This window comes from Plantactinospora solaniradicis (genome assembly GCF_042658085.1).
In the GTDB taxonomy this organism is placed as follows: Bacteria; Actinomycetota; Actinomycetes; order Mycobacteriales; family Micromonosporaceae; genus Plantactinospora; species Plantactinospora solaniradicis.
Map to the genome: position 1 here is coordinate 121,928 of NZ_JBHSPR010000060.1, position 13,462 is coordinate 135,389.

At 68.9% G+C, this 13,462-nt stretch carries 10 protein-coding genes; 3 read left to right on the forward strand and 7 right to left on the reverse strand.

The genetic code is table 11. From position 1 onward, the window contains the following. Nucleotides 1–163: 163 nt before the first annotated feature. Both ACFP2T_RS40170 and ACFP2T_RS40175 read right to left on the reverse strand, forming a co-directional pair. A complete protein-coding gene (locus tag ACFP2T_RS40170) occupies nucleotides 164–940 on the reverse strand; it encodes a class F sortase (protein ID WP_377431882.1) in 777 nt (258 codons plus the stop codon). Beyond that, nucleotides 924–2,276: a hypothetical protein gene (locus ACFP2T_RS40175; protein WP_377431884.1), complete on the reverse strand. Its 1,353-nt coding sequence runs from the start codon at nucleotides 2,274–2,276 to the stop codon at nucleotides 924–926. Before ACFP2T_RS40175 ends, ACFP2T_RS40170 begins: the two co-directional genes overlap by 17 nt. Nucleotides 2,277–3,107: 831 nt before the next feature. Here ACFP2T_RS40175 and ACFP2T_RS40180 point away from each other — a divergent pair. Further along, nucleotides 3,108–4,868, forward strand: coding sequence for a glycoside hydrolase family 6 protein (locus ACFP2T_RS40180; RefSeq protein ID WP_377431886.1), 1,761 nt, complete (start codon nucleotides 3,108–3,110; stop codon nucleotides 4,866–4,868). A 148-nt stretch (nucleotides 4,869–5,016) separates the two neighbouring features. Here the strand turns inward: ACFP2T_RS40180 and ACFP2T_RS40185 are convergent, their stop codons facing one another. From ACFP2T_RS40185 to ACFP2T_RS40205, 5 genes are all read right to left on the reverse strand, one after another. Beyond that, nucleotides 5,017–5,385, reverse strand: coding sequence for a hypothetical protein (locus ACFP2T_RS40185; RefSeq protein ID WP_377431889.1), 369 nt, complete (start codon nucleotides 5,383–5,385; stop codon nucleotides 5,017–5,019). A gap of 187 nt (nucleotides 5,386–5,572) precedes the next feature. Continuing rightward, nucleotides 5,573–5,866, reverse strand: coding sequence for a hypothetical protein (locus ACFP2T_RS40190; RefSeq protein WP_377431891.1), 294 nt, complete (start codon nucleotides 5,864–5,866; stop codon nucleotides 5,573–5,575). A gap of 96 nt (nucleotides 5,867–5,962) precedes the next feature. After that, nucleotides 5,963–7,594 carry a sodium:solute symporter family protein gene (locus ACFP2T_RS40195; protein ID WP_377432384.1) on the reverse strand — a complete coding sequence of 544 codons (1,632 nt, stop codon included), beginning with the start codon at nucleotides 7,592–7,594 and terminating at the stop codon, nucleotides 5,963–5,965. Nucleotides 7,595–7,829: 235 nt separating this feature from the next. Beyond that, nucleotides 7,830–9,209 (reverse strand): hypothetical protein, encoded by a 1,380-nt coding sequence (locus ACFP2T_RS40200; RefSeq protein ID WP_377431893.1) that lies wholly within the window; start codon nucleotides 9,207–9,209, stop codon nucleotides 7,830–7,832. A 13-nt stretch (nucleotides 9,210–9,222) separates the two neighbouring features. After that, nucleotides 9,223–9,816 carry a hypothetical protein gene (locus ACFP2T_RS40205; protein ID WP_377431896.1) on the reverse strand — a complete coding sequence of 198 codons (594 nt, stop codon included), beginning with the start codon at nucleotides 9,814–9,816 and terminating at the stop codon, nucleotides 9,223–9,225. 584 nt (nucleotides 9,817–10,400) lie between these two features. Between ACFP2T_RS40205 and ACFP2T_RS40210 the strand changes: the two genes are divergently transcribed. Together ACFP2T_RS40210 and ACFP2T_RS40215 are read left to right on the forward strand one after the other, a co-directional pair. Continuing rightward, nucleotides 10,401–11,891 (forward strand): catalase, encoded by a 1,491-nt coding sequence (locus tag ACFP2T_RS40210; RefSeq protein WP_377431898.1) that lies wholly within the window; start codon nucleotides 10,401–10,403, stop codon nucleotides 11,889–11,891. Nucleotides 11,892–12,151: 260 nt separating this feature from the next. Next, complete coding sequence (locus ACFP2T_RS40215; protein ID WP_377431901.1) at nucleotides 12,152–13,441, forward strand: MFS transporter; 1,290 nt, start codon at nucleotides 12,152–12,154, stop codon at nucleotides 13,439–13,441. Nucleotides 13,442–13,462: the final 21 nt, after the last annotated feature.

Genomic DNA, 13,462 nt, shown 5'->3' on the forward strand with positions numbered 1-13,462 from the left:
TGAGGTGATAGAACGGCTATCGCCGCCACCGGGCCGTTGCCGTCTCTCCGGGGCCGGTCGACGTCGAACGCCCTGTTCGGGGCCCCACGGACAACACGTCCGGGGGACGACGAGTGCTCGCCGTCCCCCGGAACCGGTGCCTTACCGTGCGGTGCCAACCTGCTCAGGTGGCAAGCCTGGCAAAGGCGATGATGTTGTCGGGATAAGAGCCGATCCGCTCGTCGAAGTCGCCGCCGCAGGTAATGAGCCGCAGCCCCGGTACGTCGGTCGGGCCGTAGACGAGGTCGGTCGGAAACGCCGTCTTCGGGTACGACTTCACGCCCTCGACGACGAAGTTGGCGACCGTGCCGTCCTTCCGGATGACCTCGATCGTGTCTCCGGGAAGCAGGGCTCCCAGTCGGAAGAACACCGCCGGTCCGATCTCCTTCGAGTCGACGTGGCCGACGATCACGGCGTTGCCGACCTCCCCGGGCGTCGGGCCGAGTTGGTACCACCCGGCGAGTTGCGCCTTCGCCAACGGCGGCACCTGCACCATGCCGTCGGCGGTGATTCCGAGCGGCATGATCGTCGCACCGACGTCGATCTTCGGAATGGCGATCCTGATCGGTTCGGACCGGTCGAGGGATTTCTTGGTCGGTGCCGGCCCGGGTGTCGCCGTGGCGACGTCGGGGAGATCCGATCCGGGCGGCGGCGTGGCCGTCGGCGGAAGAGACGCTCCGGTCGGCGATGTGGCGGTCGTGGACTCGTCGTCGTGGTTCTGCGGTGCGGCAGCGGCACTCGGCTGTGGCGGCGCCGTCGGATCCGGAGCGTTCAGGCCGGCGCCGATCAGGCCGGCACCGACCAGCGCCAACAGGGCGACCAGGCTGATGCCGGCGGCGCGCCACGGTGCCCCGTGACGGCCGCCGGCCCCGCGCACCGCCGCGTCAGGCGTGCGATTCATCGGTACGGCGCTGCCGCATCAGTACCAGCCCGCCGAGCGCGGCCATGCCGAGCATGCCCACACCCGCCACCGCGAGGTTGTCGCTGCTGCCGGAGGTGGCTCCACCGTCACCACCGTCGACCCAACCCTTGGGCGTGACGGCCAGTTCGCCCTCGCCACACGAGCCCTTCAGCTCGTACGTCCCCGGCTTGGCGTCCCACGGGATGGTGACACTGGCCCAGTACTCGTAGCCGGCCTTCTCGTCGTCCCAGCCGTGCTTGTCTTCTTCGGCTTTCTTGTCGGTCCAGCCGTGCTTGTCTTCCTCGGCCTTCTTGTCGGTCCAGCCGTGCTTGTCTTCTTCGGCTTTCTTGTCGTTCCAGCCGTGCTTGTCTTCCTCGGCCTTCTTGTCGGTCCAGCCGTGCTTGTCTTCTTCGGCTTTCTTGTCGTTCCAGCCGGGCTTGTTCTCCTCGGCCTTCTTGTCGGTCCAGCCGTGCTTGTCTTCTTCGGCTTTCTTGTCGTTCCAGCCGGGCTTGTTCTCCTCGGCCTTCTTGTCGGTCCAGCCGTGCTTGTCTTCCTCGGCCTTCTTGTCGTCCCAACCCTGCTTGCCCTCTTCGTACGCCCCGCCGTCGTCCGCCATGCCGCCCCCGGTACCGCCGGCCGGCGGCTGGTAGCCCTCGGCGGGCTGTGGGAGCTGCCCGGTCGTCGTCGGCGTCGGAGCCGGAACCGCGTCGGCGGTCGGGCCAGGCGCGGCCGGCGCCCCTTCCCTGGCCGACGGAGCGCCCTCGGCCCCCGGCGCCCCGTTCTCGGCCGGGGCCGACTTCTCCTTGTAGCGGCGGTACTCGAGGTACTCCTGTTGCTCCTTGTACTTCAGGAACTCCTGGTACTCGCGCTCTTTCTTGTAGTCTTCCCCGCTGCTTTCGTGGTCTCCGGCGTCCCCGGGCTTCGCGGCGTCCTCCGCGCTCTCCCCGGGCTTCTTGCTGCCGTCGTCCCAGCCGCCCTTGCGCTCTTCGGCCTTCTTGCCGGCTCCGTAGTCTTCGGCCTTCTTGCCGTAGTCTTCGTTCTTCTTGCCGGCTTCGTAGTCTTCCTTGTGGTCCTTGGGAGCCAGATCCACCTTGCCGGTGACCTTGGACCACAGCCATGCGTGCTTCTGCGGCTCCTGGCACACCTCGATGAATTTGATCTCCTGTCCTGGCTTCGCCACTTCTGGCTTCGCGAAGACATGTCCCGAGTCGTGCTTCTGGTATCCGTCCGGGTGGTACCCGCCGTCCGCCAAGGCGGTCGAGGGGGCCCAGACCAGTAGGGACGCGCCGCCCAGAGCGGCTCCAGCGATCACCTTGCCGAGGAACTTCTTGGACATGACTTTCGTCATCCTTCCCTCTTGTCTCGGCTCGCCGGGAGACGAGCCATGACCGAGATTAGCGAATTTGTGAGGTTTCATCGGATTTTTTCGGCTTTTCCCCAAACGGGCCGACTCGGCAGCCCTACGTGCTAACTGGGAACGTGGCGGGAACCGGCCCTACCGCACCCATTGCGCTCGCGGAGCGCTTCCCGTACGGGATCCCACTTTCTGGGGGTGCCCGCCGGTTCCGGGTGGTGCGCCGCAGTTTCTCCGGATGGTGCTCAGCTCAGGGGGTGGGTCCCGCTCGTCCGGTTTGTGCCTGCGTCATCCGGCCGCCGTGGCCGGGCAGGAGTCCACAGTGAACACTCCTCGTCGGCCACGTGCGTCGCGCGGCGTGGCCCTACTGGTGTGCGGGCCGGTGGAGATCGCCGGTCTGATGGCCACGCGTGGTGGAAGTGGGAAATCTCCGCGCCCACCAGTGCTGACGTGTCCAATGTGCGTGGCGGGCATCCGGCCCGGGGCGACCGGCCGACCGATGTGGGTCCGGGGCCAGGTATCGTCATCCATCAGTGCGGGGGTGTTGTGGTGGAAGCGCTCCCATGCAAGAATTCATCCACTGTGCTGGGGGAGCCACACCGCGCAGCAGACGCCGAGGGCAGCCGGTTTACCGGACGGCGTCAAGACGGCCGCCTACCTGGGGCCGGCACCACCACCGCTTCCGCCCGTCCGGGTCGGGCAATACCGCAGTCCCCCATGGCGTCCACGGACGTACCCACCAAGCGCGACGTCCGCGCGATCGCCGCGCCGGTTCCGCCTGTCGTGACCGGCTGGCCCAAGGAGATCACTGGCATGAATTTACGGACTAGATTGTCCGCCCGGCAGAAGGTCGTGGCGTTGGCCAGCGCGAGTACCCTCGTGGCTGCCGGCCTGGTCACCCTCCCGGCGACATCGGCGTACGCCGCCCCCGGGTGTAGCGTCACGTACAGCAGCAACCAGTGGCAGGGTGGCTTCACCGCCAACATCACCATCCGGAACGTTGGCGACGCGATCAACGGCTGGACCCTCCGCTTCACCTTCCCGGACAGCGGTCAGCGGGTGGGCCAGGGCTGGTCGGCCAACTGGACCCAGTCCGGCAGCCAGGTGACCGCGACGAACCTGTCGTACAACGGCAACCTGGCCACCGGTGCCTCCACCGGCATCGGCTTCAACGGCTCGTGGAGTGGCAGCAACCCGGCGCCGAGCTCCTTCAGCATCAACGGGGTGAACTGCAACGGGACCACCACACCCACCACCGGCCCGACCACTGGGCCGACCACGGGCCCGACCACTGGCCCGACGACCCCGCCGACCGGTGGACCCGGCCCGAGCGCCCGGGTGAACAACCCGTACCAGGGTGCCCGGGGCTACGTGAACCCGGAGTGGAAGGCCAAGGCGGAGAGCGTCTCCGGCGGCAACCGGATCTCCAACAACCCGACCGGCGTCTGGATCGACCGGATCGCCGCGATCGAGGGTGACCCGGACAGCAGCTCGAACGGCCCGATGGGCGTTCGGGACCACCTGGACGAGGCCCTCGCACAGGGTGCCGGCTACATCCAGTTCGTCATCTACAACCTGCCCGGCCGGGACTGCGCCGCGCTGGCCTCCAACGGCGAACTCACGGCGACCCAACTGCCCGAGTACAAGACGCAGTACATCGACCCGATCGCCGCGATCCTGGACGACGCCGCGTACAGCAGCCTGCGGATCATCACGATCATCGAGATCGACTCGCTGCCGAACCTGGTCACCAACGTCGCCCCGCGCGAGACGGCGACCGCGGCCTGCGACACGATGAAGGCCAACGGCAACTACGTCAAGGGTGTGGGTTACGCCCTGAACAAGCTCGGTGCGATCCCGAACGTCTACAACTACATCGACGCCGGCCACCACGGCTGGATCGGGTGGGACGACAACTTCCGGGCGTCGGCGCAGATCTTCGCCGAGGCGTCCCGGGCTGAGGGCAGCACCCAGGCGAACGTGCACGGCTTCATCGCCAACACCGCCAACTACTCGGCCACTGTGGAGCCCTACCTCAACGTGACCGAGGCGAACCGGCTGTCGACCTGGATCGACTACAACCGGTACGTGGACGAGCAGCGGTTCGCCCAGGCACTCCGTACGGAGCTGGTCGGGCAGGGCTTCGACTCCAACATCGGCATGCTGATCGACACCTCCCGTAACGGCTGGGGCGGCTCGGCCCGGCCGACCGGTCCGGTCACCTCGGGCGACGTCAACGCGCAGGTGAACGGCTCCCGCATCGACCGCCGGATCCACCTCGGCAACTGGTGCAACCAGAGCGGTGCCGGCCTCGGCGAGCGGCCCCGTGCGGCGCCCGCCACCGGTATCGACGCGTACGTCTGGATCAAGCCTCCGGGCGAGTCGGACGGCTCCAGCACCCTCATCGACAACGACGAGGGCAAGGGCTTCGACCGGATGTGTGACCCGACCTACAGTGGCAACCCGCGTAACAACAACAACATGAGTGGCGCGTTGTCCGGTGCTCCGATCTCCGGTGCCTGGTTCCCCGCCCAGCTCACCCAGCTGATGCAGAACGCCTACCCGGCTCTCTGATCGGCTGAACCGGCACCATCACGGCTACACCACCAGGCGGTCCCCGGCCGGCGCGCACAGGCGCCGACCGGGGACCGTCGGTCGTCGGTCCGGTCGTCGGTCCCGTCCCGGTCCGGTGCGGTACCTCGGCCGCACCGGCGACGGCCGGTCAGGGAACGGTTTTCTCCACCGTCGCGGCGGTACCCTCCCGGTCGAGCTCCTCGCGGGCCCGTTCGACGTTCTCCGGTGTCGGATCGCGCCCCTGCGCCATCGCGAGATCTGCCGGTTCCCACGGCTGCTCGACCCCGGTACGGGTATCGCCCGCGCTGCCGGCGCCAGCGCCGTACGGGTCGCCGAGCAGGTCGTCGGTTGCCGGAAACTCGCCGGGAACATCCTCGGCGTCGATGAAGTCCGGGCCCTCGACGCCCCGTCCACCATCAGAGGCCAACTGAGGTACGGCCGTGTCGTCGTCAACGGCCGAGGCCACCTCGGGACTCTCCTCGAGCGGCCGGTTCGGTAGCGGATCGCGGTCCGTCATCTTGCTGCCCTCCTGTCCGGGTACGCCATCCGGCTGTCGGTCTCGGCGGGTGTCGGTCTTCCGGACCGAGTACCCCGGACCACCGACGCCATGCCTGCCCACCGGAGCGTGGCCGGAGCGGGACGTGACCCCGAGCCGCCGGAACCGGTCACTTTGGGCGCGCTCCCCGGCCCGAGCCACCCGGTGCTCAGTCGCGATCGACCGGGCGGAGCCACTGCCAGATCAGGAAAACGAGGCCGAGGGCGAGCATGGCCAGACCGGCCCAGAGGTTGATCCGGATTCCCTGGGCCTTCTCGATCGCCGCCGGACCGTCGAAGAGCCCGACCAGGCCGACGATCACGCCGTACACGACGAAGAGACCCCCGATGACCCGGCGGATGTCGAACAGCCGGGCGGCCGCCGACCGCTGCTCCTGCTCGGCCTCGTCCACCGGCGCCTCGTCCATCGGTGACTCGCCCGGGGCTCGGTTGTGGTCTTCCATCGAGGTTGTCCCTTCTCGCTATCGGCGTCGGCGATCCGAGGTGCCGTCATGCTCGGTGCCGGAGCGCCGGCGCGCGGGCCGGCGCGACCATGGACCTCAGAGCACCGGCAGGTAGAACAGCGCGGCCAGGACCACCGCGATCACGCCGAGCAGGATCGGTGAGCGGTACCAGCGGGCGTCGCCGGCCAGCATGTCGCCCTGGGCGTCGGGGCCGCCCAGCCCGTAGACCAGGCCGCGCAGCTCGTTCTCGGGCTTGCCCGGGGTGAGCGGGGTGAGGATCGCCGCGACCACCGCGACCAGCACGAACGCGATCCCGGCGCCCCAGAAGCTCTCCTCCAGGTCGGAGTCGAACGGCAGCACCCCGGCCTCGTACAGCAGGTAGGTGGCGAGTGCTCCGGCGGTGCCGGTCAACAGCGACCAGAAACCGGCCCAGGCGGTCATCCGCTTCCAGAACATCCCGATGATGAAGGTGGCGAACAGCGGCGCGTTGAACAGGGAGAAGAGCACCTGGATGTAGTTCATGATGTTGTTGAAACCGGCGGCGATGAACGCCGTGCCGATCCCGACGAGCACCCCGGCGATGGTGGCGATCCGACCGACCTTCAGGTAGTAGCCGTCCGGCCGGTCGCGCCGGACGTACGCCTGCCAGATGTCGTAGGTGAAGACGGTGTTGAAGCCGCTGACGTTGGCCGCCATGCCGGCCATGAACGACGCCAGCAGGCCGGTCACCGCCACCCCGAGCACCCCGGTCGGCAGCAGGTCGCGCATGAGCAGGGGAATCGCGTTGTTGTAGGTCAGGTCGCCGGTCTCGGCGCCCAGGCCGTTGACGGTCACCACCGCGATCAGGCCGGGGATGACGGTGACCAACGGGATGAACATCTTCGGGTACGCGGCGATGATCGGCGTACGGCGCGCCGCGCTCATGTTCTTCGCCGAGATCGCCCGCTGGACCTCGGCGAAGTTGGTCGTCCAGTAGCCGAAGGAGAGGACGAAGCCGAGGCCGAAGACGATGCCGATCCAACTGGCGCCCAGCGGGTTCGCGGTGCTGCCGGTGTCGGCCCAGGTGTGCAGGCCCGCCTCGCCCAGATCGGAGCCCCGGACCTTGTCCCAGAGCCCGTCCACCCCACCGACCTTGGCCAGTCCGATGATGGTGATCGGGATCAGGCCGGCGAGGATCACGAAGAACTGCAACACCTCGTTGTAGATCGCCGAGGAGAGCCCGCCGACCGTGATGTACGCCAGCACGATCAGCGCGCCGACCACGATGGACACCCAGAGCGGCCAGCCGAGCAGGGCCTGCATGATCAGTGCCAGCGCGTAGAGGTTCACTCCGGCGATCAGCACCTGGGCGACCGCGAAGCTGAGCGCGTTGAGCAGGTGGGCGGGCCGGTTGAACCGCAGTCGTAGGTACTCCGGCACGCTGCGTACCTTGGAGCCGTAGTAGAAGGGCATCATCACGATGCCGAGGAAGACCATCGCCGGGACGGCGCCGATCCAGTAGTAGTGCAGGGTCATCAGGCCGTACTGGGCGCCGTTGGCCGCCATGCCGATGATTTCCAACGCCCCGAGGTTGGCCGAGACGAAGGCGAGTCCGGTCACCCAGGCGGGCAGCGACCGGCCGGAGAGGAAGAAGTCGACACTGGTCCGGATGGCGCGGCGGGCCGCGATGCCGACCCCGAGAACGGTGACGAAGTACAGCGCCAGGATCACGTAGTCCAGCGCGTCCATGTCCAGTCGCAGGCCACCGTCCACAGCGTCCACCTTCGTCCGTACGCCTCGATCGGTCCGCTTCCGGCGGACCCGCCGCCGGGCGAGGCCCTACTACCCGAGGCGAAGAGTTTTCACGCCTGTGTCGGTAGCGGCCCGGCTCTGGTGATCCGGGCCGGAACGGCGGCGGCTCCCCGACATGCGGACGGGCGCGTCGGGGAGCCGTCGAAGATCGTCTGAGCGCTGGTACGGACTCCTACCTGCCGAGCAGGCGGTCCAGGAAGTCCCGGTGGCGGCGGACCACCATGCGCAACTGCTCGGTGTCGGTCGCGCCGTCCCGCTGCCAGCCGCCGAGTTCCTCGCGCTGTTGCGCCAGGGCGGTGGTTACCGCCTCGACGGACTCCTCGACCAGGCGGTGGGCGTCGGCGGTGGCGCCGGGCGGATCGTCCACGAAGCGCAGTTGGACCTCCCGCCACCGGTCGCGGAGGCCCTGGACGGTGTCCGGGCTGAGGATGGCGACGATGGGCTCGGCCGGTGCCGCGCCGGGCAGCAGCTCGCCGTCCGGCGTCGTCCCGGCGTCCGGCGTGCTGTCGGTCTCCGGCGTGCTGTCGGTCTCCGGCGTACTGCCGGTTTCCGTCGTGCTGCCGGCGTCCGTCGTGCTGCCGGTTGCGGGTCCGCGACCTGCGCCGACGATCGCGTCGGGGTTACCCGCGCTGAGGATGTCGGGGTTGACCGGATGGTGGGTGCCGACCTCCACCGGATCCGCCGTACCGACGCCGTCGAACGAATCCCGGTCCACGTCCGGACCATCGGTCCGCTGACCGACCGCCGCATCGGCCGCACCCAGACTCCGGTCCTCGTCGCCGCCCCGGCTGGCGTCATGGTCACGCGTCGGTTCGTCGCCGACACCGTCGATCCGGTCGTCGGCCGGACCGTCGCCGGATCGGACGGTGTCCTCCTCCCGGGCGTCGCGGTGACTTCCGGCCAACGCGGCCGCCGCTACCGCGCCGCCGACCGTCGGGGCGCCGAAGGAGGTCGGCAGCGGTGCGGGCTCGTGGAACTCCGGCCGGTTCCGGGCGTCAACGTCGGTGCGATCGGCGTCGGTCTGATCGGCGTCGGTGCGATCGGCCTCGGTCTGATCGGTGTCGGTCTGATCGGTGTCGGCCCGTGACCTGTCGGCATCCGCCTGCGGGTCGCCGACGTCGGCCTGGCTGGCATCGGCCAGGTCTCCCCGGTCGCTCGTGCCGCGGTCGTCGTCGCCGTCGGGATCCGCCGTCCGATCGGCGGGCGGGCGCTCGGTGAGCGCGTCGTCGTCCAGCGCGGCGTCCTCGGCCCGTTCCTCGGGCAGGCGGTCGTCACCGCGCCGCTCGTCCCGGGTACGTGCGTCCGCCGCCGGGTCGCCGGACCACGGTCCCGGCCGGGACGTGGCGAGGTCGTTGTCGTAGGAGCCCCGCTCGTCCAGCGCGTCCTCCGGACCGTGGTCGGCGGTGTCGCTGCTCGGGTACCCGGTCCGGTGTCGGCCGTCGGGGTCGTCCGCTGACGGGGACTCGACGCTACCCGGCCCGGGTACGGGCACCGGCTCGGACTTGATCACATCGGGGGTGTCGTCGTTGATCTGGCGGTCCTGCTGGCGCATGGCAAGTCTCTCCTTACCGACTCGATACGTCCTGCGGGGTGTCCGGACGAGGCTCGTCCGAGGTCTGCTGGCGCACCGGGTCCTCGCCGAGGAGATCGGCGAAGAGTTCCCGGTAGTGCACGACGGCCTGGCGGAGCTGCTCGGTGCTGGCCTCGCCACGCTCGTTGCGCAGGTGGATGTCGTGGGCGTCTCGGTAGTGGGTCAGCGTGCGGGCGTGCTCGACGGACAGGTGGGCGAGTTGGTCGTCGTACTCCCCGGTGGGGTAACCGCGCTCGGCGATCAGCCGGGTGACCAGTTCGTCCGCCGCACCGACCGCCTCGGCCGGGGAGTCGACGAAACGGGCCTGGATCTCCTCCCAGGCGACCGCGTACCGGCTGCGGGAGTCGGCCGACAGCGGAGTCAGGGTCAGCTCCGCGTGGCGGCGTTCGCGCTCCCGCAGTTCGCGTTCGGCTGCCGAGCGGTTCTGCTGCTCGGCGACCACCCGGTCGTACTCCGGACCGAACCGGGTGCGCAGGGCCCGTCGGCGGCTGGCTACCCAGATGGCGGGAACGGCGGCCGCGACGGCGAGGACCACAAGGACGATCAGGACGACTTCTATGGGCGACATGGCTCCTCCTTCGTCAACTGCTATTCCCGTTCGGCCCTGATCAGCAATCCCGATCCGGCGCACTTTCGTGTCCGTTGGCGGGAACCGGTGGTAACCAGTCGGAAGATGCGGTAACTACCAGGAAACGGCTCAGTCTGGACGGGTTGATCTCGTGATAAAACTTGACTCATTCCAGAAAAGGCGCTTGGCTGGGTGGTGCCGGTCGGAACTGACGTCCAGCGCCCGCAGGAGGCGGGGTTGGGCGTGACGGGTGGGACCGCTTCCCACCTGAGCGGTCTGCGGCGTCCTGCGTGCCTTGGCCGGAACCGATCCGATACGCCGGTTTCAACCCGCCGGAGACCCCGCCCGGTATGAACTGTGGTCCGGCGACGAGCACCACCACCTGGTGTGGCGGGGCTGCGGCGGATCGTCGAGGTGGCGCGGACCGCGGAGTCCGGACCCCGCGTTGAACGCGACGAAAAGTCGAACGCGACGAAAAAGTTGAACCCGACGAAAACGTCTGCTTCCCGGGCGGACCACATCGAGATCACATTCGGGGGCCATTGCCCCGACTGCCAGGAAGATGCACCGACAGGAGGAGACCGATGAGCGATCCCGAGGCCACCAAGCCGACGCTCACGACCCGCCAGGGTCATCCCGTGCACAACAACCAGCAGCAGCGCACCGTGGGGCCGCGAGGGCCCGCGACGCTGGAGAACTACCACTTCCTGGAGAAGATCAGCCACTTCGACCGGGAGCGGATCCCGGAGCGGGTGGTGCACGCCCGCGGCTTCGTCGCGCACGGCGAGTTCGAGGCGTACGGGACCATCGGTGACGAGCCGGCGGCGACGTACACCCGGGCCAAGCTGTTCCAGTCCAAGGGCAAGAAGACCCCGGTCTCGGTACGGTTCTCCACCGTCATCGGCGGTCGGGACTCCTCCGAGGCCACCCGCGACCCGCGCGGCTTCGCGGTCAAGTTCCGCACCGATGACGGCAACTGGGACCTGGTCGGCAACAACCTGCCGGTCTTCTTCATCCGGGACGCGATCAAGTTCCCGGACGTGATCCACTCGCTGAAGCCGGACCCGGTGACGTTCCGACAGGAACCGAACCGGATCTTCGACTTCATGTCGAACACGCCCGAGTCGATGCACATGCTGAGCTGGCTGTTCAGCCCGCGTGGCATCCCGGCCAACTACCGGACCCAGGACGGGTTCGGGGTGAACACCTACCGGATGGTCAATGCCGCCGGTGAGGGTGTGCTGGTCAAATACCACTGGAAGTCGCAGCAGGGCATCGAGTCGCTGACCGAGGAGCAGGCGGCGGTGATCCAGGGCCAGGACCTGGGCCACGCCTCCAAGGACCTCTACGAGGCGATCGAGCGCGGCGAGTACCCGAAGTGGGAGCTCAACGTCCAGATCATGAGCGACGACGAGCACCCGGAACTGGACTTCGACCCGCTGGACGACACCAAGACCTGGCCGGAGGACGTCTTCTCGCTGCGCCCGGTCGGTGTGATGACGCTGAACCGCAACGTCACCGACCACCACAACGAGAACGAGCAGATCGCGTTCGGCACCGGCGTGCTGGTCGACGGGCTGGACTTCAGTGACGACAAGATGCTGGTCGGCCGGACCTTCTCGTACTCCGACACCCAGCGTTACCGGGTCGGTTCGAACTACCTCCAGTTGCCGGTCAACGCGCCCCGGGAGGACGTACCGGTCAGCACCAACCAGTCCGGCGGCCAGATGTCGTACGGGGTGGACAACCGGGGCGGCAACCCGCACATCAACTTCGAGCCGTCCTCGGTCGCCGGCCTCGGCCAGGCCGACGAGTCGTACCGGGAGTACCGGCCGTACGTCTCCGGGCAGATCATGCGGGCACCGATCGAACGGCAGAACGACTACGCCCAGGCTGGCGAGCGGTTCCGCACCATGCCCCAGTGGGAGCGGGACGACCTGGTGAAGAACCTGGTCAACCTGCTGGGCCAGTGCGACAAGCACATCCAGGAAAAGATGATCTGGCACCTCGGCCAGTGCGACGAGTCGTACGGGCGCCGGGTGGCCGAGGGACTTGGGCTCTCGGTCAGCGCCTGACCGACGCCCGGTTTCCGTCGAGGGGGCGGCGTCGGGCCGTATCCATACCGGCGCCAGGCCGGTTCCGCGTCGGTGTCGGGCCGTATCCGCACCGGCCGGACCGGCTCCGCGCCGCCCCCTGTGGCGCCGGCCGAGCGCCTAGACTGACCCGCATGAGACATCGACATTAGTTCTCGACCAGAGGCCGCCACGGCACGCGCTGCCGGGCACCGCCGGGACCTTCGTGACCCATGTCCGAATCGTCCCCGTGGGAAGGCCTCATGCTCATCTCCGCACCACGCGCGGCGGCGAGCGCCGCGCGGCGCCTGACCGTCACCTTCTACCTGTACGCGTTCCTGGACGACTTCGTCCTGCTCTACCCGGTGTACGCGTTGCTCTTCACCGACACCGGACTCTCCGTCGCCGAGATCTCCTCGCTCTTCGTCATCTGGTCGCTGACCGGAATCCTGCTGGAGGTCCCCTCCGGCGTCTGGGCCGACATGGTCTCCCGACGGCTGCTGCTCGCCGGAGCGCCACTGCTCGGGGCCGTCGGGTTCGGACTGTGGGTCGCGGCACCCTCGTACTGGGTGTTCGCGCTCGGGTTCGTGCTGTGGGGAGCGCGCAGCTCGCTCCAGTCCGGCGCCTCCGAAGCGCTGGTCTACGAAGAACTCGACCGACTCGGCCTGGCCGACCGGTACGGGCGGGTCATCGGCCGGGCCAGCACGCTCGGCCTGCTCGGCGCGTTGCTGGCCACCGCGGTCGCGGCCCCGGTGTTCGCCACCGGCGGCTATCCGGCGGTGGGCGTGGCGAGTGTGCTCGGCTCGCTGCTCTGCGCGGCGGTGGGCCTGGCGCTGCCGGAACAACGGATCCGGGAGGCCGGTACCGTGCCGGCCGAGCAGACCGGCGACGACGACCGGTCCGGGGACGACGACCGGTCCGGGCCGTCGGGCTACCTGTCGATCCTGCGGGCCGGGCTCGCCGAGGCCAGGACCGACAGATCCGTACGGCGGGCGCTGTTGTTCCTGCCGGCGATGGCCGCGATCTGGGGCGCGCTGGAGGAGTACGTGTCACTGCTGGCCGGGGACGTCGCCGCGCCGTCGACCGTACCGCTGCTGGTGCTGCTGGTCTGGATCGGAGTCATGCTCGGCGGTCTGCTGACCCCGATCGGACAGCGGCTGTCGACCGGCCGGTTCGCCGCCACGATCGCCTTCGCCGCCGTCGTACTGGCCGCCGGCGCGCTCAGCGGTCGGGCCGGAGGATTCGTGCTGATCGCCGTGGCGTTCTGCGCCCTGCAGATGGCGAGCCTGGTCGCCGACGTACGGCTCCAGGAGAGCATCACCGGGCCGACCCGGGCGACGGTCACCTCGCTGGCCGGGCTGGGCACGGATGTGGTGACGATCGGTGTGTACGGCGGCTACGCCGTCGCCTCGGTGGTCGCCGGCCACGGTGTGATCTTCGCGTTGTTCACCGTGCCGTATCTGGTGATCGCGTTCGGGGTGCGCCGGATCGGCCGTACCGGTCCGGACCGGCCGGTTCCGGAGCGGGCCGAACCCACCGTGACCGTGTCGTAGCGGTCGGGAGTATCGGGGCGG